The sequence below is a fragment of the Kinneretia sp. DJ1R-11 genome (genome assembly GCF_025717595.1).
GTDB lineage: Bacteria > Pseudomonadota > Gammaproteobacteria > Burkholderiales > Burkholderiaceae_C > Paucibacter_A.
Genome location: NZ_JAJIRR010000006.1, coordinates 70,710 through 94,441, shown reverse-complemented (window position 1 = coordinate 94,441; position 23,732 = coordinate 70,710). Strand labels below are relative to the sequence as shown.

The following is a 23,732-nucleotide window of genomic DNA, read 5'->3' as shown; positions in this document are numbered from 1 at the left end:
CGCCACTAACGTGCTAACCTGCCGCAGCACCTGATCGAAAGGGACGAGCCCGCATGGTGGTTCTGCAGCGCAGCCTGGATAAGTCGGTTCAGCACACCTTGCGTCTGCTGTTGCTGATGCTGGCATCCCTGATCGTTCTGGCCGTCGGCTCTACGGTGCTGGCCACCCAGTACCTGAGCGGGCGCTTGAGTACGGTCTATGACGACCGCCTGGTGCCGCTCGATGATCTGCAGACCATGGCCCGCATCCTCAGTGTCGAGGTGCCGGTGCTGCTCCAGGACCGGGTGCCTGAACAGCAAAGAGCGGCACTTTCGGCGCAGTGGGAGGCGGTGCAACTGCTCTGGGCCAAGTACCGCATCACCTATCTGACGGAGAAGGAAGGCGAGCTGGCCCGAAATTTTGAGGCCGCCTTGCCGCGTCTGTACCGCCAGGTCCTGGAGGTGCCGCGTTTGCCTTTGGCGGCCGACTATCGCAGCTTGCTGGCGCCCGTGCTGGCCCAGTTGCATGCCTTGACCGAGCTGCAGCTTGATGTCGCCAAAGAGGAGCTGGACCGCGCCCGCCGTGCGGCCTGGCTGGCCACCGTGGGCGGCCTGGCTCTGGCCGGCCTGGGCGTGGCTCTGGTGCTGCTGGCGATGCGCATCATGGCCGACAACATCGTGCGGCCCCTGGGTCTGATCGCCACCGCAGTCGCCGGCCTGGCGCGCGGGGACAGCGAAGGCTCGCGACCCGAGTTGCAGCACATGTCAGGCGACTTTGCCGAGGTGGGTGAGCAGCTGCGCCATCTGCGCGTCTTCATGGCGGAGCGCCAGCAGCTCTTGGCCCAGGAGCAGCAAGGCCGGCGCCGTCTCCAGGAGGCCCAGGACGAGTTGGTGGAATCGGAGAAGCTGGCCTCCTTGGGCGCGCTGGTGGCCGGTGTGGCGCATGAGCTCAATACGCCGCTGGGTGTCGCGGTGGCGGTGTCCAGTGGCCTGGGCGACAAGCTGCGCCGCTTCGAGGCGGAACTGGCGGCCGGACCCTTGCGGCGTTCCATGCTGGACGGGCTGCTGGCCGATCTGCATGAAGCGACGCCATTGATGGAGCGCAATCTGGCCCGTGCCGCCGAGATGGTGCGCAGCTTCAAGCAGGTGGCGGTGGACCGCAGCGGCATGCAGCGGCGTTGCTTCGACCTGGCCGGCATGGTGGACGAGCTCTTGGCCTCGCTTCGCCCGGTCTATGGGCGTCAGGGGCGGGAGCTGCTCAATGCCTTGCCGGCCGGCCTGGTGCTGGACAGCTATCCCGGCGCGCTCGGGCAGGTGCTCAGCAATCTGATCGCCAATGCGGTGCTGCATGGTTTGCAGGAGGGCCCCGGACGGGTCAGCCTGTATCTGCTGAGCAGCGGCGAATCAGCCGTGGAGCTATGCATCAGCGACGACGGGGTTGGCATGAACCCGGAGGTCCAGGCGCGCGCCTTCGACCCCTTTTTCACCACCCGCATGGGTCAGGGCGGCAGCGGGCTGGGGCTGCCCATTGTGCGTAACCTGGTCATGGGTGTGCTGGGCGGACGTATCCGCCTGACCAGCAGCCCCGGGGCCGGCACGCGGGTGCTGCTGAGTTTGCCGCGCAACGCGCCTCAGCAGCCCGACTCTCGGCCCGCTGTTTCCGCCCTCCTGCCCACCCCTCTTGCCCATAGCCTGCCCGGGAGCCTCCATGTCGCCGACCCATCGCTTCTCTGATTCTGGCGTTGACGACGAGGTGGTCGAGGTGCTGGAGGACACCGGCCGTGCGCCTGCCAGTGCGGGCGCTTCTGCCGCGCGTTCAAGGCCGGCTCTGAATTCGGCCGAACCCTGGCGGGTGCTGGTGGTCGATGATGAGGCGGACATCATCCGTTCGACCCAGTTCAGCCTGCGCGATGTCCAGATCGACGGCCGCGGCCTGCTGCTGCTGCAGGCCACATCGGCAGCCGAAGCGCTGCAGCAGCTGCGCCAGGACCCTGATATCGCCGTGCTGTTGCTGGACGTGGTGATGGAGACGCCGGATGCCGGCCTGCGCCTGGTCGAGCAGGTGCGTGACTTGCCCGAGCGCCAATGGCTGCGCATCATTCTGCGCACCGGTCAGCCGGGCTATGCGCCCGAGCTGGAGGTGATCCGCCGCTACGACATCAACGACTACAAGACCAAGTCCGAGCTGACCCAGACCCGCTTGATCACCAGCCTGACGGTGGCCATCCGTGGCTACCACCAGCTCTGCCGCATTGACGCTCATCAGCGCGGTCTGGAAAAAGTGGTGGCGGCCTCGGGCTCCCTGCTGACCGAGCGCGGCTCCTTGCAGTCCTTCGCCGACGGCGTGTTGACCCAGATCCTCTCCATCACCACCGGCCTGGCCGAAGGGGTGGTGCTGATCCGTGGCGAGATGGACAGCCCCGCGCCCGGCCCGGCCGAGGCTGGACTGCTGCGCAAGCCCGCGTCGGTGCAGGCCAGTCTGACGCAAGGCCGTGCCGAGGTGGTGGCCGCCGCCGGTTGCTTCAGCGGCCTGGTCGGCGCGCCGGTGAGCAGCCTGCCCGAGGCGCTGCTGCGCGCCCTGCGCGGCTGCGATCTATCGGCCGGTGCGGTGCTGGATCTGGGCACCAACGGCGCCGTGCTGGTTCATGGCCATGACGGGGACGAGTTGTTGCTGGTGCTGTCCACCCAGCAAGCGCTGGAGCCGGAAACACGCCGGCTGCTGGCCTTGTTCGCCATCAATCTGTCCCTGGCCATGGACGGGATTCAGTCCTTCCGGGAACTGGAGCATTTCGCCCATCATGACCGCGAGACCGGCTTGCTCAACCGCGCCGGCCTGAACCGCCATATCGGCGCCGCGAACGGCCGTAGCTTTGCCCAGGTGGCGATCGGCGAGCTCCATGAGCTGCGCGGGGTGCTGGGTGAAACCGTGGCGCGCCAGGCTTTGTTCGACCTCGGCCAGCGCCTGGTCAGCCTGGTTGGCGACGACGGGGTGGTGGCACGCCTGCAGGGCGACCGCTTTGCTTTGGCCCTGGCCAGCCCAGTGGCGCCTGGCTTGATGGCCGGCCTGCTCGAGGCCCTGGCCCAGCCTTTGCGCGTCGGCCAGATGGCCTTGCAGCTGCCCATGGCCCTGGGTTGGTCCGAGAGTGCGGCCACGGTGGACCTGGGCATCGACGAGGCGGGCTTGATGGCCACCCAGCTGGCCGTTGGGCGGCAGGTGCGCACAGCCAGCTTTGCGGTCGCGGTGCGCGAACAGGTGCGTGCTCGCATCGCCCTGCTCAGCGACCTGCCGCAGGCCTTGCTGGAGGATCGCATCGAGATGCATCTACAAGCCCAGGTTCGGCTCAGTGACGCGCGCGTGGTCGGCCATGAGGCGCTGGTGCGCTGGCGCCGCAGTGACGGCCGGCTGAGCCTGCCGGGCAGCTTCATCTCGGTGCTGGAACACACCGGCGCGGTGGTGTCCTTGGGCCAGCGCATGATCGAGAAAGCCGTGCAGCACTTGCGTGCCGCGCCGCAGTCCGAGCTGCGCATCTCGGTCAATCTGAGCGTGCGGCAGCTGGAGGAACCAGATTTTCCCGCCTGGATCATTGAGTACTGCCAAGGCCAGGGTGTGGCGCAGCATCGCCTGCGTCTGGAAATCACCGAAAGCGCTTTCGCCCAGGATGCCCAGCAGGTCGGTGACGCCTTGGCACAGCTGACCGCCGCCGGCTTCGAGCTGTCCATCGATGACTTCGGCACCGGCCAGTCCTCGCTGGGGCGCCTGGCCGAAGTCCAGGTCCATGAGCTCAAACTGGACCGCTCCCTGGTGCGCGGCATCGAGCACGACCCGCGTGCCCGCCGGGTTGCTCGCCTGATCGTCGAGCTGGGCCGTGATCTGGGTGTCGAGGTCCTGGCCGAGGGCATCGAAACCGAAGGCCAGCTGGCCGTGCTGCGCGAGCTCGGTTGTGCGCTCGGGCAGGGCTGGCTGTTCGGGCGGCCGGTGGCGGCCGAGCTGCAACGCGGCTGAAGGTCCGCTGCAAGTGAGGCCGGGCTCTCACCGGGGCGCCGCGCACATGTCAGACAAAGCCGCGTGTGCCGTCGGCTTCTTGCATTAGCGGTTCTAATCGGACTGAAGCGGCGGGAATGCCGCTTCCCATTGGCCTACATAGCTCGTACAAAGAGGCACCTCAACTCGGCCACAGAGCCACGGAGACAAACATGCTGATCGGCTGTCCCAAGGAAATCAAGAACCATGAGTACCGTGTCGGCCTGACGCCGGCCAGTGTGCGCGAGCTGAGCAGCCGCGGCCACCAGGTGCTGGTGCAGGCAGGAGCCGGTGCCGCCATTGGCCTCACTGACGAGCAGTACGTGGCTGCCGGCGCCGTGATCGAGGCCGACGCGGCCCGCATCTTCGCCAAAGCGGACATGATCGTGAAGGTCAAGGAGCCGCAGCCGCAGGAATGCGCCATGCTGCGTGAAGGCCAGATTCTCTACACCTACCTGCACTTGGCACCGGACCCCGAGCAGACGGCGGCCCTGGTCAAGAGCGGTGCCATCTGCATTGCCTATGAAACCGTCACCGGGGTCGGCGGCGGTCTGCCCTTGCTTGCACCCATGAGCGAAGTGGCCGGCCGCATGTCCATTCAGGCCGGCGCCGCCCATCTGGAGAAGAGCAAGGGCGGCATGGGCATCTTGCTGGGCGGCGTGCCCGGCGTGGCCCCGGGCCATGTGGTGATCTTGGGCGCCGGCGTGGTGGGCACCCATGCGCTGCAGATGGCCGTGGGCCTGGGCGCACGCGTGACCGTGCTGGACAAGAACGTCGACCGCCTGCGTCAGCTGGACCTGGTTTTCGGCAACCGCATCTGCACCCAGTACTCGAACGTCGCCAGTGTCGAGGAAGCCGTGCTGAGCGCCGACCTGGTCATCGGCGGTGTGCTGATTCCCGGCGCGGCGGCCCCCAAACTGGTGACGCGCGCCATGGTCGCGCGCATGAAACCGGGTGCCGTGGTGGTCGATGTGGCCATCGACCAGGGCGGCTGCTTCGAGACTTCACATGCCACCACCCATGCTGAGCCGACCTTTCTGGTCGACGGCGTGGTCCATTACTGCGTCGCCAATATGCCCGGTGCGGTCGCTCGCACCTCGACCTTGGCCCTGAACAATGCCACCATAGGGCACGCCGTGGCGCTGGCCGACAAGGGCTGGAAGCAGGCCTTGATCGACAACCCGCATCTCTGCGCCGGCCTCAATGTCGCCCGTGGTCATGTCACCTATGAAGCGGTGGCCCGTGACCTCGGCTACGAGTATGTGCCGGCCGAGGCCCTGTTCGACTGATCGATCCATCGATCAAGCGAAACGCGAGCGCTCGCGGCGAGGCCGGCAAGTTCTGATTCCGTTCAACCCAGGAGGTTTCTCATGTCCAGCATCAACCAATCCCAGAAAGACCGTTTGATGGACGATCTGCATGCGGTCGTCGCCGAGGCCGAAAGCCTGCTGCGGGCGACCGCCGGTTCGGCGAGTGAGGGCGCCAGCGAACTGCGCGCCAAGGTGCAGGCCAGCCTGGACCGTGCCAAGCGCAATCTTCATGATCTGCAGGATGCTGCCGTGGACAAGGCCAAGGCCGCCGGCCGGGCGACCGATCACTATGTCCATGAGAACCCTTGGCAGTCAATCGGCGTGGCGGCCGGCGTCGGTCTTTTGCTGGGCATGCTGATCGCCCGGCGTTAAAGGCCTGGGGCCGAGCAGCGCGCTCGGCCTCATGAGCAAAAAAGCCCCGCGGCCTGAGGGGCTTTTCATTTTTCTGAACCGTTGACGAGGCGAGCAATTCGCTGGGTGTCAGGTCTTGCCTGGCGCCTGTTCCATCCAGCGCTCGAGCTGGTCGGCTTGCATGGGGCGGGCGAACAGATAGCCCTGACCCTCATGGCAGCCCAGCTCCATCAGTTGCTGGCGCTGCTCTTCGGTTTCGATGCCCTCAGCGATCACGGTCAGATTGAGTCCGCGGCCGAGGTTGATCACCATCTGTGCAATCGTCGAGCCGGCGCTCGAGGTTTGCGCTTCGCGCACAAAGGCGCGGTCGATCTTGAGTCGGTCGACATCGAGCTGGCGCAGATGGCTGAGCGAGGAGAAGCCGGTGCCGAAGTCGTCGATGGCCACGCTGACGCCACAGCGCTTGATATCGGCCAGGATGTGCATGACCAATTCCGTGTCCTCCATGGCCATGGACTCGGTGATCTCGAGTTCGAGATTGCGCCCGTCCACACCGGTGTCGCGCAAGGCGCTGCTCAGCACGGCCATGAAGCCGGGGTGACGGAATTGCGCCAGCGAGACGTTCACACACATGCGGAAGTCCTGGTAGCCTAACTCAAGCATGCGTTTGAGCTGGTGGCAGGCGGTGCGCAGCACAAACTCGCCGATGCTGATGATCAGCCCGGACTTCTCCGCCAGCGGAATGAACTGGTCGGGCGGTACGAACTGGCCTTCCTCGGTGCGCCAGCGCAGCAGCGCTTCGGCGCCCAGGGGCTGGCCATCGCTGAGCAGGACCTGGGGCTGGTAGACCACGAACAGGCGGTTCTCTTCGAAGCCGGCACGCAAGCCCTTAAGCAGCTTGAAGCGCTCGCGTGCATCGGTGCCCATGGCCGAGGAGAAGTACTGCGAGGAGCCGCGATGCTGGGATTTCGCCTGCTTGAGCGCGATCTGGGCGTCGAGCAGCAGCTCCGAGCCCACGGCCGCGGACTCGGCCAGGCGCACCAGGCCGGTGGTGGCGGACAGCTGCAGGCGTTCGCCGGCGACCGAGAAGGGCTCGAGAAAGACCTGCTGGATGTTGTCGGCGCTGACATGGTCGCTGGGGCCCAGCAGGCCGAAGGTGTCGGCGCCGACCCGTGCCATGGCGGTGTTCAGACCCAGGGCCTCACCGAGGCGAAGGACCACAGCGCGCAACACCTGGTCACCAAAGTGGTGGCCAAAGGCGTCATTGATGTCCGAGAAGTCGTCGATGTCGATCAGGGCCAGGGTGACATCGGCCGGGTTCTTGAGGTTCTTGTCCAGCAGCTCGACAAAGCGGTTGCGGTTGGGCAGGTGCAGTAACTGGTCGTTGTAGGCCTGATCCAGCAGCTGGCCATAGAGCACCACGTTCTCGAAGCCGACAGAGATGTTGGAGCAGAAGGCGCGCAGCAGTTGCTGGTCGGTTTCGCTGAGCTCACGCCCGACGTCGACCAGGGCGGCCATCGGCCTGCCATTGCTCATGCCGAAATACAGGCAGGTGCCCTCGTCGTAGATGTTCTGGCGCTGGTCCAGGCATTGCTGCAGGCGTTCGCGCACCGGCTTGATCTGCACGGCCGAGAGCGGCGCATTGATCATGCCGCTGTACTGGCCGGCAGCGGCGACCACCCGCACCTCGGCGTCGGCCTCCATGCCGACCTGGGCACAAACCAAGCCTTCCGGCAGGATGCCCAGCATGGCACAGAGCTGGGTCACCACCCCCTCAGCAAATCGGTGCAGGCCGCGCAAGCGGCTCAGCTCGGTGCTGGCGTCGACAATCATCTCCAGCCCGCGCCGGTTGGCCTCCAGGGCGCAGATTTGTCGGTAGGAGCGGATCGCCGCCGTGAGCACCGTGTAGAGACGGGTGCGGGTCAGTTCGGACTTGGTCTTGTAGTCGTTGATGTCATAGGCTTGCACCGTCTCGATCTCGGGCGCATAGCCTGGCTGGCCAGTGCGCAGCACGATGCGGGCGGCGCCGAGCTTGAGCTCGTCGCGGATGTAGCGCACCAGCTGCAGGCCGGCGTCTTCAGACTCCATCACCACATCGAGCAGCACGACCGCCAGATCGGCCTCATTGGCCAGCACCTGGCGCGCCTCGGCGGCCGAAGTGGCATGCAGAAAACTCAGGGGCAGGCCTTCCACCAAAAGGCCTTGCATGGCCAGCTCGGTGGCCTTATGAACATCGCCGTCGTCATCGACGATCAGAACCCGCCAGGGATGGATCAGGTGAGCATCGGTCGGGTCCGCGTGCTCGGGGCTGTCCAGAAACTCCAGCAGATCGTCGTCTTCTTCGTGATCGGGCTTGGCCGGACTGTTTGTCTCGCGCATGAGGGCCTGTGCTCCAGCCGATGGATTGACAATAGCGTGAGGGTATTTCATTCTGTACCCGGTCGCCATGAGCGCAAGTGCCTATGTGGTGACACTCACGATACATGCAGTTTGGGTTTATAGATCATTTGCCCGCTGTGTGATCGCTGCAAATGCAATGCAAGATGATCACATATGGGAGGCAAGCATGAATGAAACCGGGCCCAGGTCTGAAACAAGGCGAGAGCCTGGAGGCGCTTCCACGGCCACAGGCCTTGGCGCCGGGCCTCTTGGGCGTTTGCTGCGTCTGCTTTTGGAGCTTCTGCAAACGCGCGTCGAACTGCTGTCCAGCGAGCTCGAAGCCGAGAAACTGCGCCTGTTCGGCGCTCTGGTTCAGATGCTGCTCGCCCTCTTGATGGCTGGTGGCGCTCTGTTCATGTTCAGCCTGGCCCTACTGTTGCTGAGCCCGGAGGGCTGGCGCTGGCTCAGCGGCCTGGTCTTGTCGGTGATCTACGCAGGCCTGGCGGCCTGGGCTTGGTCGGGTGCACGCGCGCAGCTGAGCCAGCCTTCGGGTGTTTTTTCGGCCTCCGCAGCCGAATTGGCGCGTGACCGCGCCGGTCTGGAAAGGTGAGTTGCCATGTTGTTCCAGCGTGAACTGAATGAGCAGCGGCAGCGCCAACTGGCCCTGCGGCTGCGACACATCGAGCTGCGAGCTGAGCTGGCTACGGCCCAGCGTGATCTGTTTCAGCCTTTGCAACTGGTCCAGGGCCTGATGGGCTCAGGGCCACGATCCCGGGCGGGCCTGTGGGGTGGCCTGGGCCTGGCGGCCGCGGCTTTGGTTTGGCACTTCAAAGGGGCCAAGTCGGGTTCGGGCAATCTGGGTTCGGCCTTGAACTGGCTGCGCCTCAGCTTACGGGTCGCGCGCCTCTGGACCGCGGTCAAAGCTGAATTCTGGGCCGATTTCAGGCCTGAGGCGGCGGCAGATGGGCGAGCGCAGGGGCAGGGCGCGCGCCCTGCCGCCAGCGAAGCCGAGCTCTGACCGCCAGCGCTTCAGCGTGACCGCTTGCCGGGTGCTCGCGCAGTCGGGCTGCTTGGGCTGGCGGATCCGGCAGGGCGAGCCGGGCGTGTCCCGGGCTTGGCCGGTCGGCTGCCGTTGTCGCGCGGCGGCAAGCCGGTGTGCTGGGACAAGATCTGACCCTGGCGCGGAGCCGCCGGACGGCCATTGCCCAGACCTTGCTTGGCCAGGGGCTTGGCCACCGAGGTCTTGACGCCGGTCGGCGTTGAGTTCTTGCGCCGCGCACTTTCATAGCTGCCGTCGGTGACCGGCTGGTAGCTCGGGATCAGGTGGTACTTGCCATTGCCGATCAGGTCCTCGCGGCCCATGGTCTTCAAGGCCTCTCGCAACATCGGCCAGTTGTTGGCATCGTGGTAGCGCAGGAAGGCCTTGTGCAGGCGGCGGCGGCGGTCACCGCGGACGATATCCACAGTCTCGCTGGTCTCGGCGCTGCGGGTGATCTTCTTCAGCGGGTTCTTGCCGGAGTGGTACATGGCCGTGGCCGTGGCCATGGGGCTGGGGTAGAAGGTCTGCACCTGGTCGGCGCGGAAGCCGTTCTTCTTCAGCCAGACCGCCAGATTCATCATGTCCTCGTCCGAGGTGCCCGGGTGGGCGGCGATGAAATAGGGGATCAGGTATTGCTTCTTGCCGGCCTCTTCACTGGCCTGCTCGAACATCTGCTTGAACTTGTCGTAGGTGCCGATGCCGGGCTTCATCATCTTGGACAGCGGGCCGCCCTCGGTGTGTTCGGGCGCGATCTTCAGGTAGCCGCCGACATGGTGGGTGACCAGTTCCTTCACATACTCCGGTGACTTGATGGCCAGGTCGTAGCGCAGGCCAGAGCCGATCAGGATCTTCTTCACGCCCTTCAAGGCGCGCGCGCGCCGGTACATCTTGATCAGCGGGTCGTGGCTGGTGTTCAAGTTGGAGCAGATGCCCGGGTAGACGCAGGAGGGCTTGCGGCAGGCGGCCTCGATCTCGGGGCTCTTGCAGCCGATGCGGTACATATTCGCGGTCGGACCGCCGAGGTCGGAAACGATGCCGGTGAAGCCCTTGACCTTGTCGCGCATCTCTTCGATCTCGCGGATCACCGAGTCTTCACTGCGGCTCTGGATGATGCGGCCCTCATGCTCGGTGATCGAGCAGAAGGTGCAGCCGCCGAAGCAGCCGCGCATGATGTTGACGCTGAAGCGGATCATCTCCCAGGCCGGGATCTTGGTCGCGCCCTCATGGCTGCCGTGTTCGTCGGCATAGCGGGGGTGGGGCGAGCGCGCGTAGTTCAGGTCGAAGACATGGTCCATCTCCGGCGTGGTCAGCGGGATCGGTGGAGGGTTGATCCAGACGTCGCGCTCACCGTGGCGCTGCACCAGGGCGCGGGCATTGCCGGGGTTGGTCTCCAAATGGAGCACGCGGTTGGCGTGAGCATAGAGCACCGGGTCGCTCTTGACCTGCTCGTAGGCCGGCAGGCGGATCACGGTGCGCTCGCGCGGCGGCATCTGGATCTTGCCGCTGGGCGGCTGGGCCTGCGGCTTGCGGACGATGGTGATGGGCTTGGCGCCATCCTCCAGGCCGGGCGCTTTCACCTGGCCGGTGACGCAGGAGGCGGCCTTGCTCTCGGCCGTTTCTTCGATGGTCTGGTAAGGGCTGATCAGGGTGTCGATGCGGCCGGGTTGGTCGACGTTGGACGAGTCCAGTTCGAACCATTCCGACGAAGTCGGGTCGTCGGTGCGGCGCATGAAGGCAGTGCCGCGTACATCGGTGATGCTCTCGACCGGTTGACGCGCAGCCAGTCGGTGGGCGATCTCGACGATGGCGCGCTCCGCATTGCCGTAGACCAGCAGGTCAGCCTTCGAATCGACCAGCACCGAGCGGCGTACTTTGTCTTGCCAGTAGTCGTAGTGGGCGATGCGGCGCAGCGAGGCCTCGATGCCACCGATGACGATGGGCACCTCGTTCCAGGCTTCCTTGCAGCGCTGGGTGTAGACCAGGGTGGCACGGTCCGGCCGCGAACCGCCCAGGCCGCCGGGCGTGTAGGCGTCGTCGCTGCGGATTTTTCGATCGGCCGTGTAGCGGTTGATCATCGAATCCATATTGCCGGCGGCAATGCCGAAGAACAGATTCGGCTTGCCCAGCACCTTGAAGGGATCGGCACTTTGCCAATCGGGCTGGGCGATGATGCCGACGCGGAAGCCTTGCGCCTCCAGCGTGCGCCCGATCACCGCCATGCCGAAGCTGGGGTGGTCCACATAGGCGTCACCGGTGACGATGATGATGTCGCAGGAATCCCAACCCAGCTGCTCCATCTCGGCCCGGCTCATGGGCAGGAAAGGCGCAGGACCGAAGCGCTTGGCCCAGAACGGGCGGTAGGCCGTCAGGGCTTTGTTCGGTTTCGGAACGGTGAGGGTGGGGTGTGCGGACACGGCGGCGGTTTCCAAAAGAGCAACCGGCGATTGTCCCAGGACTGCGGGCAAACCCGAGAGCAGCCGTGAAATTTGCGGGGCTTTCTGTGTGGAAATGCAGGGGAGCGCCGGCCGTGCTGCCTGCACGGGCGCGTCAGTTTTCCCGCTTCAGGCCCTGACAAATGCCTTGCTGGCCGAGGCGGGCGATCTCCTCTGCGCTCATCGGGGGCAGCAAGGGTTCGCGGCTCTGCGCCAGGCTGGTCAGAAAGCCTTCGATGGCGGTCTGGCCGACTTCCATCAGGTCAAAGGACTCCGGGTCCATGATCCATTGGTGCAGCAAGCCGTCCACCAGGGCCACCAGGGCCACGGCGGCGCGGCCCGTGTTCAGGCTTGGTGGTAGTTGCCCCAGGCTGATGGCATGTTCAAAGGCCAGGCGGTTCTGTTCGCGCCAGTTGCGGTGCGACTGCAGCTTGCGCTCCTGCAGGGCCTGCATCTCGCCGGTGTACTCGACCTTTTGCATGGCAATTTCGAACACGCGCCGGGTGCGCTCGTTGTGCATGGCCGAGTAGAAAACGTTGATCAGGCCCCAGCGCAGATCGGTCAAGCTGAGCACGCCGCTGGCGTCCACATTCATGTCCATGCCTTCTTCGAGGGGCATGGTGGCGCGCTCCATCATGGCGTCGAAGAGCTCGGCCTTGTCCTTGAAATGCCAGTAGATGGCGCCGCGTGTGACTCCGGCGCTGAGGGCAATGTCCTGCAAGGAACAGCGCGAGACGCCGCGCTGCTGGAACAGCTGTTCCGCCGCATCGAGCAAGCTCATGCGTGTTTCTTGTGCTTCTTGTTTGGTTTTCCGGGCCATGGTGCACAGATTTTAAGTCACAAAACATACATGCGCGAATGTATGTATATACTGGCGACCGTTCTGCAACAGCCCCACGACTCGAGCGTGCCTGACATGTGTCGCCGGCGCTTGATCTGAAGCAAGATGCCCGACACGCCACATCACCCTTCCTCGATCGCCCCCGCTGCGACGCACGCTCTGCCACATCAAAGGACAAGCCCGATGCTGCCCTCCCAACTTCAATCTCCTGAAGCCCCAAATTCCGCCCGCGAGGCCCTGCGTGCCCGTGCGCTGTATGTGCTGCCATTGGCCATTGCCGTGGCCGCTGTGTTGACAGGCTGCGGCGGCGGTGACAAGGCCGCCGCCGGCCCGGGCGGTGGCGGTATGCCGCCGCCGGCTCCGGTCGGTGTGGTCAAGACCGAGTTGCAGGCCGTGGGCCTGCAGACCGAGCTGCCGGGCCGGGTGGAAGCCCAGCGCACGGCCCAGGTGCGCGCCCGCGTCAACGGCGTGGTGCTCAAGCGCTTGTTCACCGAAGGCTCCGAGGTCAAGGCCGGCCAGGTCTTGTTCCAGATCGATCCGGCGCCGTACCAGGCGGCCCTTGACAGCGTCCAAGCCAGCCTGGCCAAGGCGCAAGCCAATCTGGCCCAGGCCGCCGCCCAGGCTGAGCGCAACAAGCCCCTGGTCGAGGCCCGCGCCATCAGCCAGCAGGAATACCTGAGCAGCGTGGCCGCCGCCAAGGCCGCCGAGGCCGATGTGGCCGCTGGCAAGGCCGCGGTGCAGAGCGCCAAGCTCAACCTGGGTTATGCCGCCGTCACGGCGCCGATCTCGGGTCGTATCGGCCGTGCTCTGGTGACCGAAGGCGCCCTGGTCAGCGCGGCAGAAGCCACGCAGCTGGCCCTGGTGCAGCAGACCAGCAGCGTCTACGTCAACTTCACGCAGAGCGCCAATGAAGTGCAGCAGCTGCGTCGTGCCTTGGCCGGCGGCAAGCTGCGCGCTGCCGGTGCCCAGGCCGCCCAGGTGCGCATCGTGCTGGACGACGGCAGCGAGCTGGCCAAGCCCGGCCGCCTGCTGTTCACCGACCTGAGCGTCGATGCCGCATCGGGCCAGGTCAGCCTGCGCGCCGAGGTGCCGAATGCCGAGGGTCAGCTCTTGCCCGGTCAGTATGTGCGCGTGCGCCTCTCGCAAGGCGAGCTGCCGGCCGGCATCCTGCTGCCGCAACAAGCTGTCAAGCGCAGCAATCAGGGCGACTCGGTCCTGGTGGTCGGTGCCGGCAACAAGCCTGAGCCGCGCATCGTCAAGGTCGGCAGCGCCCAGGGCAACCAATGGGTGGTGCTGGACGGTCTGAAGCCGGGCGAGCAGGTCATCGTTGACGGCTTCCAGAAGATGTTTGTGCCCGGTGCGCCGGTCACGCCGGTGCCTTGGTCGGCCGCTTCTGCTTCGGCGCCGGCCGCCCCCGCCGCTCCGGCCTCAGCCGCCAGCCGCTAATCAGAGGTTCACAACATGGCACGTTTCTTCATTGACCGGCCGGTCTTTGCCTGGGTGATCGCACTGTTCATCCTGGTCTTCGGCGCGGTCTCCATCACCAAGCTGCCGGTGTCGCAGTACCCCACGGTCGCGCCACCCGCCCTGTCCATCAATGTGGCTTATCCCGGCGCCTCGGCCAAGACCCTGGACGAGAGCGTCATCTCCGTCATTGAGCAAGAGCTCAATGGCGCGCCCAAACTGGCCTATCTGGAATCGGTCAGCCAGGCCAATGGCACGGGCGCCATCACCGTCACCTTCGAGCCCGGCACCAATCTGGAGCTGGCTCAGGTGGAGGTGCAGAACCGTTTGAGCCGCGCCTCGCCGCGCCTGCCCGCTGCGGTGACGCAGCAGGGCGTGCGCATCGACAAGGCCGGCAACAACTTCCTGCTCTTCGTCATGCTGTCCAGCAAGACGGGCACGCTGGACACCAAGGCCCTGGGTGACTATGCCGCGCGCAACATCATCCCCGAGCTGCAGCGTCTGCCCGGCATCGGTCAGGCCCAACTCTTCGGCACCGAACGCGCCATGCGCATCTGGCTGGACCCGGCCAAGCTGCTGTCCTTCAGCATGAGCCCGGCCGAGGTCAACGCCGCCATCCGCGCGCAAAACGCGCTGGTGCCGGCCGGCTCCATCGGTGAGTTGCCCAATCTGTCCGAGCAGACCATGTCCGCCACCGTGGTGGTCAAGGGTCAGCTGGAGAGCGTGGACCAGTTCAAGAACATCGTCTTGCGCGCCAACACCGATGGTTCCAGCGTGCGCCTGAAGGATGTGGCTCGCGTTGAGCTGGGCGGCCAGAACTACGGCTCCTACTCGCGCCTGAATGGCAAGCCGGCCACCGGCATCGGCATCCAGCTGGCCCCGGGCGGCAACGCCTTGGCCGCGGCCACCGCAGTCAAGGAACGCATGGCCGAGCTGCAGACCTACTTCCCCGAAGGCGTGGCCTACGAGGTGCCTTACGACTCGTCCAAGTTCGTCAAGATCTCCATCACCCAGGTGGTCGAGACCCTGATCGAGGCCGTGGTCCTGGTGTTCCTGGTGATGTTCCTGTTCCTGCAGAACTGGCGCTACACCCTGATCCCCACCATCGTGGTGCCGATCGCCTTGCTGGGTACCTTTGCCATCATGTTGTGGATGGGTTTCTCCATCAATGTGCTGACCCTGTTCGGCATGGTGCTGGCCATCGGTATTCTGGTGGACGACGCCATCGTGGTGGTGGAGAACGTCGAGCGCATCATGAACGAGGAGGGGCTGCCGCCCCTGCAGGCCACCCGCAAGGCCATGGGCCAGATCTCGGGCGCCATCATCGGCATCACCGTGGTCCTGGTCTCGGTCTTCGTGCCCATGGCCTTCTTCGCCGGATCGGTGGGCAATATCTACCGCCAGTTCTCGCTGGCTATGGTGGCCTCCATGCTGCTGTCGGCCCTGATGGCGCTGACCCTGACCCCGGCCCTGTGCGCCACTTTGCTCAAGCCGGTGGAAGCCGGCCACGGCCACGCCAAGACCGGTTTCTTCGGCTGGTTCAACCGTGGTTTCTCGCGCACGGCCAAGGGCTATGAAGGCTGGGTGGCCAAGCTGCTCAAGCGCAGCGGCCGCATGCTGCTGGTCTACGGCGTCATCGTCGCCGCCGTCGGCCTGATGTACACCCGCATGCCCACCTCCTTCCTGCCCAACGAAGATCAGGGTTATCTGATCGTCAATGTGCAGCTGCCTCCGGGCGCCACGGCCAACCGCACCGAGGCGGCGGTCAAGCAAGTCGAAGACTTCATGCTGGCCCAGCCCGAGGTGCAGAACACCGTGGGCGTGATCGGTTTCTCGTTCTCGGGCCAAGGCCAGAATGCCGCCCTGGTGTTCGTGCCGCTCAAGCCCTGGGAAGAGCGCATCGGCCCGCAGCACAGCGCTTCGGCCCTGGCCGGTCGTGCCTTCGGCGCGATGATGGCGGTGCGTGATGCCTTCATCTTCCCGCTCTCGCCTCCGCCGATTCCCGAACTGGGCACGGCCACCGGCTTCGCCCTGCGCTTGCAGGACCGCGGCGGCCTCGGCCACGAGGCCCTGCTGAACGCCCGCAACCAGCTGATGGGCATGGCCAGCAAGAGCAAGCTGATCACCGGCATGCGCCCGGACGGCCTGGAAGACGCGCCGCAACTGCAGCTGGATATCGACCGCGACAAGGCGGCCGCGCTCGGCGTGAGCTACGACGCGGTGGCTGCCGTCATCGGCACCCAGCTGGGTTCGGCCTATGTCAATGACTTCCCGAGTAGCGGCCGCCTGCAACGCGTGGTCGTGCAAGCGGAAGCCCAGGCTCGCATGCAAGCGGAAGACCTGCTGCGCTTGAACGTGAGCAACGCCAAGGGTCAGAGCGTGCCGCTGTCGGCCTTTGCTTCGACCCACTGGATCACCGGCCAGATGCAAGCCACGCGCTACAACGGCTATCCGGCCATGCGTCTGGCCGGCGATGCGGCACCTGGTGCTTCCACCGGCGCGGCCATGACCGAGCTGGAGCAGATGGTCAAGCAGCTGCCCCCCGGCATCGGCTACGAGTGGACCGGTCTGTCGCGTGAAGAAAAGCTCTCGGGTTCGCAGGCCACCATCCTGCTTGCCTTCTCGCTGCTGGCCGTGTTCCTGTGCCTGGCTGCGCTGTACGAGAGTTGGTCCATCCCGCTGTCGGTGCTGCTGGTCGTGCCGCTGGGCCTGCTGGGTGCGCTGATGGGTGCCAGCTTCCGCGGCATGCCCAATGACGTGTACTTCAAGGTTGGCCTGATCACCATCATCGGCTTGTCCGCCAAGAACGCCATCCTGATCATCGAGTTCGCCAAGGACTTGCAGGCCGAAGGCAAGGGGCTGATCGAGTCCATCCTCGAAGCCTGCCACCTGCGCTTCCGTCCCATCATCATGACCTCGCTGGCCTTCATCTTGGGCGTGACGCCGCTGTTCTTTGCCACCGGCGCCGGTTCGGCCAGCCAACGTGCCATCGGCACCGGCGTGCTCTCGGGCATGGTGTCGGCCACGGTTCTGGCGGTGATTTTTGTGCCGGTGTTCTTCCTGGTGGTGCGCCGCCTGTTCAAGGGCAGCGAACGCCAACGCCGCATCTATGCCCATGAGGCTGGGGGTGCCCAGCCGAGCGGTGCTTTGCCCGCCGAGGAGGTTTGAATGGAAAACAACAAGATCTTTAGCGAGACCCCGTTGCTGCGTCTGAGCGCGCTGGCCTTCGCAGCCCTGAGCCTGACGGCTTGCGGCAGCCTGGCCCCTGAGCATGCGCGCCCGGCCGCCCCGGTGGCCGCACAGTGGTCGGCCCCGTCCGCCACCAGCGGCACGGCCGCGGCCGAGCTGAGCTGGCAGAGCTTTTACGGCCAGGACGAGCGCCTGCGCGCCCTGATCGACCTGTCACTCAAGAACAACCGCGATCTGCGCGTGGCCCTGCTCAATGTAGAGCAGGCCCGGGCCCTGGCCCGCGTCAGCGAAGCCAGCCGCCTGCCCACGGTCAATGCCGGTTTCAGCGCCAGCCGCCAGCCCAATAGCAATGGTGCGGGCAGCAGCAACAACTTCCAGGCAGGCCTGCAGGTCACGGCCTATGAGGTCGATCTGCTGGGCCGGGTGAAGAACCAGGTCGATGCCGCCACGGCCCGCTACCTGTCCACGGCCGAAGGCAGCCGTGCCGCCCAGATCAGCCTGGTGGCCGGCGTGGCCTCGGCCTATCTGGTGCTGCAGGCCGATGAGGAGTTGCTGCAACTGGCTCAGCGCACCCTGGCCTCGCGCGAGGACACGCTGCGCTTGACTCGCCTGAAGTTCGAGGCGGGCGCGGCGTCCTCGCTGGACCTGAGCGCCGCCGAGTCGGCCGCAGCCGCCACCCGCGCGGCCGTGGCCCAGCAGCAGCGCCAGCGTGCTCAGGACGAGAACGCCCTGGTGCTGTTGGTCGGTCAGCCTCTGCCGGCCGATCTGCCGGCGGGCCAGCGCCTGCAAGCGCAAAGCCTGGCCGATGTGCCGGCCGGCCTGCCCTCGGAAGTCCTGGTGCAACGCCCCGATGTGCTGCAGGCCGAGCAGCAGCTGCGTGCGGCCAATGCCAATATCGGCGCGGCCCGCGCGGCTTTCTTCCCCAGCATCACGCTGACCAGCAATCTGGGCACGACCAGCTCGCAGCTGTCTGAGTTGTTCAAGAACACCGCCTTCAGCCTGGTGGGTCAGGCCTTGATGCCCATCTTTGATTCGGGTCGCAACGAGGCCAATCTGCAAGCCGTCAAGGCGGCCCAGGGTGTGGCCGTGGCGCAGTACGAAAAGGCGGTGCAAACCGCCTTCCGTGAAGTGGCCGATGCACTCGCGGGCCGCGCCACCTTCGGCGAGCAGTTGCAGGCCCAGGCTGCGCAGACCGCCGCAGAATCGCAGCGCCTGAAGCTGGTGGAGCTGCGCCATGCCAATGGTGCCTCCAACAGCCTGGAGTTGCTTGATGCTCAGCGCGCTGCGTTCGCCGCTGAACAAGCCATGCTGCAAGTGCGCCTGGGCTCCTTGCTCAACGGCGTGCAGCTCTACAAAGCGCTGGGTGGTGGCTTGAAAGCGGGTTGACGCGCTGATTCGTTCTGCCCAAGCAAAAGGCGCTCGGTCGATGTGACCGGGCGCCTTTTTTCGCTCATTCATGAGGATGGACTTGTGTCCATCCGTGCTTCTGGCAGCTCTCAGTGAGCTTGGATCCAGGCCAGGCCTTCTGCCCGAGCGTAGCGGATGGCGGCACGCTGGCTGTGGAAGCTCGGCGTGAAGCGCATGACGCGGTCGTGGCTGGCCATGCCCTGGCCAGAGCGGATGGAGACCGAGGCGGCGAAGCTGCCATCGGATTGCGGCTTGATCATCGGCGAGACCAGGTACTTGCCGACTTCGATGCTGTGCTTGTTTTGCATATTCTTGTTTTCTTGCAGTGCGGCTGGGCTGGCTGCCCGTGCCTCAGGGATTGGAATGAAAAGATTCAGTCCAAGGAGTTCGGAAAAGCGTTCGAAACAGGGGGAGGGTAGCTTGCTACGGCATGTTGGGGCATGCAGTGGATCGAGAGTCCTCAAGGTCTCCATCGATCTCAGGGCCGGGCTTGGGGTGCTCGGCTTGGCTTGAGGTGCTCGGCCATGGCGGGGCCGCCTCAGCCTGCCATCATCGGCAGGGCTTGTCAGGTCCAGTGTGTGCGCTTTGACGGAGCGCCATGCTGGCCAGACTTGTCTTCTTCGTTTGTTTTTCTACTTCTTGGTACTTCGTTTTCTGCTGCTCAGCTCAAGTTGCCCGATGCAAACAAAAAACAATGGGTTGACGCTTGCACGCCAACCCATCAGGTGAGCGACGCTCAAGAGCGCCACTCGCCGGGCTCAATTACAGAGCGCGGATGTTCGAAGCTTGCAGACCCTTGGGGCCTTGCTTGACTTCGAATTCAACCTTTTGGTTTTCGGCCAAAGTGCGGAAGCCGCCGTTGTTGCGGATTTCGCTGTGGTGGGCGAACAGGTCCTTGGAGCCGTCTTCAGGCGTGATGAAGCCGAAGCCCTTGCCGTCGTCGAACCATTTCACGGTGCCAGTTTGCATTGTTGTCATGATGTGTTCCTTTTGAACAAATTAAAAATACTCCGCGGCTCGCGACAACGCAAAGCCTGCGGAGACAGAAACACTCAAGAACAGTCAAACGGGGAGTTGAAACTGAAGCGAGCCTGGCGCGACGAATGAAGCGAACGTACGGCGGGGCTGCAGATTGAAGACCTTGAAGAAACGGTCTTGTGCGTATCTATGCCGCTAATGTAGCACAGATCCTGGTGCCTGGCGATGGGACTTGTTCTGCGCCCCAGTAACTGGCAAGCTGCGCGGCTCCATGAAAACAGCCACCAGACCTGCTTCGTCCCGCCAGCCCATGCACGCCGCATTGCTGCTCAGTGCGCTGCTGAGTTTGTGGCCAGCCAGCGTTTTGGCGGCGCCTGATGAAGAACTGCTGGGTCGTTCCCAGGGCTATCCAGTCGGGCAAGCCAGCAACTGGTTCAGTCAGGAATCGGTGCGTGTGGGTTCTTTCAGCCATCAAGGCGAGATCCCGGGCTTGATGAATGGCGGCGTGCAGGAACTGACGCCCAGTGCTCAGCCCCTGATGATGCCGCGCAGCGCGACCGAGCCGACCTACCGCTGGCATATCGACGCCTTGCGCAATCTGGGGGTGGATGACTTTCTTGCGCGCCAAAGAGTCATGGGTCTGCTGGTGATCAAAGACGGGGTCATTCAGGTGGAGCGCTACCAGTATCGGCGTGGCCCACAACACCGCTTTGTTTCGAACTCCATGTCCAAGTCCTTGGTCTCCCTGGCCGTCGGACTGGCTTTGCAGGAGGGTTTCTTGCATTCGCTGGACGACGCGGCTCAGCGCTATGCACCCGGCCTGATGGGCTCTCTTTACGGCACTGTGCGATTGCGAGATCTCTTGCGCATGGCTTCCGGCCTGCGCTTCACCGAGCGCTACGACGGCGTCGACGATCTGGAGCGCTTCGGGCGCGCTGCTGCTCGCGAGGGACTGGAGGCCGCCGCTGTGCAGCTCGGTACACGCGCAGCGCCGCCGGGCGAACGATTCAATTACGCCAGTGCCGACACCATTGCACTGACCTTGGTGCTGCGTGGTGCGACGGGCATGGGCCTGAGCGAGTATTTGCAGAGCCGGCTCTGGGGGCCTATGGGGGCGGAGATGTCGGCCTTGTGGCGAACCGACCGGCTGGGCGTGGAGATTGCCAGCGGCAATTTCAATGCTGGCTTGCGTGACTATGGCCGCTTGGGCGTGCTCTTGGCTCACGACGGCCAGCGACCGGACAGCGGCCGGCAGATCTTGCCGCGCGACTACCTGCTCGAAGCGACCGATGCCGGACGGCACCCGGCTTTGTTTTCGCCCGGCCAGGCCACGCCGTACTTTGGTTACGGCTACCATTTCTGGACCTTTCCAGGTCGTGCGCGGCGTTTCGCCTTGCTGGGTGTCTATGGGCAGATGATTTTTGTCGACCCGGCGCTCAAGTTGGTGATGGTGCAGACCAGTGCCAATGCCAAGCCTCATGCGCGCGACACCAGCTTGGCTCGCGAAGCCGATGCTTTCTGGCGCGGACTGGTCGCCTACTATGGCGGCAGCTGGTGAGTGCCGGCTAGGATGAGGGCGCGAAAGAAGAGGAGTCACTGCGATGCGAATTGAAATTGAAGCCGGCGTGCGCTTGTTTGTGGATGTTCAAGGGCCTGGCTTGTTGCCTGACGGGCCCCTCATGCGTGAGCTCCCGACTCTGATCTGCATGCACGGCGGACCGGGTTTTGACCACGCAGCGTTCAAGCCGGGTTTCGGCGCCTTGGCCGATATCGCCCAGGTTATCTACTACGACCATCGAGGCCATGGGCGCAGCGACCCGCGACCATCCAGCGAGTGGAATCTGGACACCTGGGCCGACGACGTCGTGCGCCTCAGCGATGCCCTGGGTCTGGTCAAGCCCATGGTGCTGGGCCAGAGCTTCGGTGGCTTTGTGGCGCAGCGCTACATCGCCCGCCACCCTGCTCATGCCAGCAAGGTGATTCTGTCCAGCACCTCGCACCATATGGGCTTGTCGCGCAAGCTGGCCGCGTTTCAGCGTCTTGGCGGGGACGCGGCACGGGCCTTGGCCGAGGCTTTCTGGACTGCGCCCAGCGACAGCAGCTGGCAGGCCTATTGGCACGGGGTGCGCGGGCTGTACAACACCCGCCCGCCACTGGATCCCGAGGCCGGTGCGCGAACCTTGATCAAGCCCGAAATCCTGTTGCACTTTGTCGCCGGTGAGAAGCAGGGCATGCAGTTGCTGCCAGGCTTGGCGCTGGCGCAGTGCCCGGTGCTGGTGATGTGTGGCGAGGAGGATCCGGTCTGCCCGCCCGAGGATGCCGAGGAGATTGCCGCGGCTCTGCCCAGCCAATGGTCGCAGCTGGTGCGTTTTCCCGGTGTCGGGCATGGCGCTTGGCGAGACGACCCGGAGGCGGCATTCGCCGTCCTGCGCCGCTTCATTCAGGCTTGATGCCAAGCCCCTCCATCGAGCGTCTCAAGCGCTGATCAGTGCGGCCAGTTCGCGTTCGACCAGTGAGGCGTCGCCGAGATTCATTTCGATCAGGCGGCGCAGATGGGTGATGCTTTCAATATCGATGCTGCGGCACAGGACGCCGGCGCGCTCTCCTTCCACATGCGTCAACTCGCCGGCCATGGCGATGTAGGTTTCGCCATCGGCCAGCAAGATTTTGAGCAGACAGGGCGCGCCAAGACTGGCGCCTGCGCCGGCCGGCAGTCGCAGCAAGGCACCCTTGAGCGAGAGATCGAGCACCTGGGCTTGCAAATGGGCTTGCGTGGTGATGAGTTCGGCATGCACGTCGAAGGCGACGCGGGCGAACTGGCGGCGTTCGGTATTGATGGCAGTCTCCCAATGGCGAGGAATGTCCCGGGCCATGCTAGCAGAGGGGTTGGGAAAACGGCGAGGCGAATCAGTCTGGCTTTGTGGCTCAGTTGGGTGTGCCAGGCTCAGCCGGTCCAGGGCTCGCAGATGGTGCTTTGCTCCACAGCCTTGCGAAGGCGCGCCGGCACCACGGCGTCCAGGCCCATGGCCTCCAAGGTGTACCAGGAGGCGCGCAGATAGGCCGCGGTGGCGTGTCGGGCTTCGCCCAGGGGGACGCCGCGCAACTCGGCGCTGTCGAGGGCGAGGCTCTCAGACATGCGGCTTTGCTGGTGACTGCGCGGCTCGATCAGCGGCGCGCGGTAGCGCAGTGCAATGCGTGCGAGCAAGCCTTGCACCTCGTCCGTGTGCGCATGGGGCCCCAGCAGCTTGGCCAAATCGCCGAGCACCTGTTCGGCTGCGGCGGCCAGCAGGCGAGCGGCATGGTCGCTGCCGCCGGCCAGATAGAGGGCCGCCGCCAGGTCGACGTACTCCAGCGCCAGAGCCAGCTTGGGCAGATCAGTGTGCGAACTCATGGACGTAGGTGGGAGGCGAGAGGTCGTTTTCAGCGTGCGACAGTGTAGGCTGATGGCCGGCTACCGACGCAGGGTTGAAGCGCGCATACCGTCACGGAAGCTGCGCGCCTCTGCGCTGGCCCACACTCAGTTCAGCGCCACTGGAGACAGACATGCAAGATTTCAAGGAAACCATGGACCGACGCGGCAGCCTGCTTCAGCTCGGAGGCCTGTTCGTTGCGCTGGCGGGCACCGGCCATGTTCAGGCGGCTCCGTCTGAAGGCGAGGATGGTGGCTATGACGAAGACTCCATCCTCAAGGCCGCGACCGACTTCTTCGGCGACAGCACCGAAGGTTTGGCGCGGGTGATCGAAAAAGCCTTCAAGGAGCAGGGCAGGCCCAATGCCTTCATCAAGGGCGAAGAGGTCGGGGCGGCACTGAGCGTCGGTCTGCGCTACGGCGAGGGTCGCCTGCAGATGAAATCGGGCGCTAATGCGCCGGTGTTCTGGGCCGGGCCATCGATCGGCTTCGACGCCGGCGTCAACGCATCCAAGGTCTTCACCTTGGTTTACCACTTGCCCAAGCCTGCCGCCATCTACCAGCGTTTCCCGGGCGTGGATGGCAGCCTCTACTACGTCGGCGGCGCCGGCATCAACTACCAGCGCCTGAAGGGCATCACCTTGGCGCCCATTCGCCTTGGCGTGGGTTTGCGGGCCGGAGCCAGTGTGGGTTATGTGCATTACCGCAGCAAGAAGTCATACAACCCCTTCTGATGCGAGGCGCCTGGCATGCGGTTGACTCCGGGCCGCCGCCGCGCATGCATTCCAAGCCCGATTTCTGCCATTTGGTGGCCAGAATCTTGGCGCTCGTCACAAGAGACTTGGTGTGAGCTGACGCGACTTCTAAGCTGACTCCCAGACCACATGTTTTCGACGTTACGAGTCGGAAGTTTTGTGGCAAATCAGGCCCACCG

The 23,732-nt window shown here is 65.0% G+C and carries 19 protein-coding genes; 12 read left to right on the top strand and 7 right to left on the bottom strand.

The genetic code is table 11. The features are described from left to right. The first annotated feature begins 53 nt into the window (after window positions 1–53). The 4 genes from LNV23_RS12175 (at window position 54) to LNV23_RS12160 (ending at window position 5,681) form a co-directional block, all read left to right on the top strand. Window positions 54–1,712, top strand: coding sequence for a sensor histidine kinase (locus LNV23_RS12175; protein ID WP_263563214.1), 1,659 nt, complete (start codon window positions 54–56; stop codon window positions 1,710–1,712). Continuing rightward, window positions 1,687–3,981 carry a two-component system response regulator gene (locus LNV23_RS12170; RefSeq protein ID WP_263563213.1) on the top strand — a complete coding sequence of 765 codons (2,295 nt, stop codon included), beginning with the start codon at window positions 1,687–1,689 and terminating at the stop codon, window positions 3,979–3,981. Before LNV23_RS12175 ends, LNV23_RS12170 begins: the two co-directional genes overlap by 26 nt. A gap of 191 nt (window positions 3,982–4,172) precedes the next feature. Next, window positions 4,173–5,288: an alanine dehydrogenase gene (gene ald / locus LNV23_RS12165; protein ID WP_263563212.1), complete on the top strand. Its 1,116-nt coding sequence runs from the start codon at window positions 4,173–4,175 to the stop codon at window positions 5,286–5,288. 81 nt (window positions 5,289–5,369) lie between these two features. Further along, complete coding sequence (locus LNV23_RS12160; RefSeq protein WP_263519778.1) at window positions 5,370–5,681, top strand: ElaB/YgaM/YqjD family protein; 312 nt, start codon at window positions 5,370–5,372, stop codon at window positions 5,679–5,681. A gap of 108 nt (window positions 5,682–5,789) precedes the next feature. On the opposite strand, the gene LNV23_RS12155 is transcribed toward LNV23_RS12160, so the two are convergent. Continuing rightward, entirely contained in the window at window positions 5,790–8,039 is a 2,250-nt protein-coding gene (locus tag LNV23_RS12155; RefSeq protein ID WP_263563211.1) for a putative bifunctional diguanylate cyclase/phosphodiesterase, read from the bottom strand. Window positions 8,040–8,316: 277 nt separating this feature from the next. Between LNV23_RS12155 and LNV23_RS12150 the strand changes: the two genes are divergently transcribed. Continuing rightward, window positions 8,317–8,649, top strand: coding sequence for a phage holin family protein (locus LNV23_RS12150; RefSeq protein ID WP_263563210.1), 333 nt, complete (start codon window positions 8,317–8,319; stop codon window positions 8,647–8,649). Window positions 8,650–8,655: 6 nt separating this feature from the next. Then, entirely contained in the window at window positions 8,656–9,057 is a 402-nt protein-coding gene (locus LNV23_RS12145) for a hypothetical protein (RefSeq protein ID WP_263563209.1), read from the top strand. 11 nt (window positions 9,058–9,068) lie between these two features. On the opposite strand, the gene LNV23_RS12140 is transcribed toward LNV23_RS12145, so the two are convergent. Further along, window positions 9,069–11,492: a YgiQ family radical SAM protein gene (locus LNV23_RS12140; RefSeq protein WP_263563208.1), complete on the bottom strand. Its 2,424-nt coding sequence runs from the start codon at window positions 11,490–11,492 to the stop codon at window positions 9,069–9,071. 133 nt (window positions 11,493–11,625) lie between these two features. Continuing rightward, window positions 11,626–12,291 (bottom strand): TetR family transcriptional regulator, encoded by a 666-nt coding sequence (locus LNV23_RS12135; RefSeq protein ID WP_263563207.1) that lies wholly within the window; start codon window positions 12,289–12,291, stop codon window positions 11,626–11,628. Between the two features lie 243 nt (window positions 12,292–12,534). Here LNV23_RS12135 and LNV23_RS12130 point away from each other — a divergent pair, with 243 nt between their 5' ends. From LNV23_RS12130 to LNV23_RS12120, 3 genes are read left to right on the top strand one after another with little or no spacing between them, the layout of a single operon-like run. Next, window positions 12,535–13,797 carry an efflux RND transporter periplasmic adaptor subunit gene (locus LNV23_RS12130; protein ID WP_263563206.1) on the top strand — a complete coding sequence of 421 codons (1,263 nt, stop codon included), beginning with the start codon at window positions 12,535–12,537 and terminating at the stop codon, window positions 13,795–13,797. Window positions 13,798–13,812: 15 nt separating this feature from the next. Further along, window positions 13,813–16,983 carry an efflux RND transporter permease subunit gene (locus LNV23_RS12125; RefSeq protein WP_263563205.1) on the top strand — a complete coding sequence of 1,057 codons (3,171 nt, stop codon included), beginning with the start codon at window positions 13,813–13,815 and terminating at the stop codon, window positions 16,981–16,983. After that, entirely contained in the window at window positions 16,984–18,390 is a 1,407-nt protein-coding gene (locus LNV23_RS12120) for an efflux transporter outer membrane subunit (RefSeq protein ID WP_263563204.1), read from the top strand. A gap of 110 nt (window positions 18,391–18,500) precedes the next feature. On the opposite strand, the gene LNV23_RS12115 is transcribed toward LNV23_RS12120, so the two are convergent. Next, a complete protein-coding gene (locus LNV23_RS12115; protein ID WP_263519787.1) occupies window positions 18,501–18,719 on the bottom strand; it encodes a hypothetical protein in 219 nt (72 codons plus the stop codon). Window positions 18,720–19,173: 454 nt separating this feature from the next. Further along, window positions 19,174–19,380 carry a cold-shock protein gene (locus LNV23_RS12110; protein WP_058720877.1) on the bottom strand — a complete coding sequence of 69 codons (207 nt, stop codon included), beginning with the start codon at window positions 19,378–19,380 and terminating at the stop codon, window positions 19,174–19,176. Window positions 19,381–19,660: 280 nt separating this feature from the next. Here LNV23_RS12110 and LNV23_RS12105 point away from each other — a divergent pair, with 280 nt between their 5' ends. Beyond that, a complete protein-coding gene (locus LNV23_RS12105; RefSeq protein ID WP_263563203.1) occupies window positions 19,661–20,947 on the top strand; it encodes a serine hydrolase domain-containing protein in 1,287 nt (428 codons plus the stop codon). Window positions 20,948–20,990: 43 nt separating this feature from the next. Beyond that, window positions 20,991–21,839 carry an alpha/beta fold hydrolase gene (locus tag LNV23_RS12100; protein WP_263563202.1) on the top strand — a complete coding sequence of 283 codons (849 nt, stop codon included), beginning with the start codon at window positions 20,991–20,993 and terminating at the stop codon, window positions 21,837–21,839. Between the two features lie 24 nt (window positions 21,840–21,863). Here the strand turns inward: LNV23_RS12100 and LNV23_RS12095 are convergent, their stop codons facing one another. Next, window positions 21,864–22,262 carry a PilZ domain-containing protein gene (locus LNV23_RS12095; RefSeq protein WP_263563201.1) on the bottom strand — a complete coding sequence of 133 codons (399 nt, stop codon included), beginning with the start codon at window positions 22,260–22,262 and terminating at the stop codon, window positions 21,864–21,866. Window positions 22,263–22,333: 71 nt separating this feature from the next. Continuing rightward, on the bottom strand, window positions 22,334–22,780 hold the full coding sequence (locus tag LNV23_RS12090; RefSeq protein ID WP_263519791.1) for a hypothetical protein: 447 nt from the start codon (window positions 22,778–22,780) through the stop codon (window positions 22,334–22,336). A 152-nt stretch (window positions 22,781–22,932) separates the two neighbouring features. Here LNV23_RS12090 and LNV23_RS12085 point away from each other — a divergent pair, with 152 nt between their 5' ends. Continuing rightward, entirely contained in the window at window positions 22,933–23,532 is a 600-nt protein-coding gene (locus LNV23_RS12085; protein WP_263563200.1) for a DUF1134 domain-containing protein, read from the top strand. Window positions 23,533–23,732: the final 200 nt, after the last annotated feature.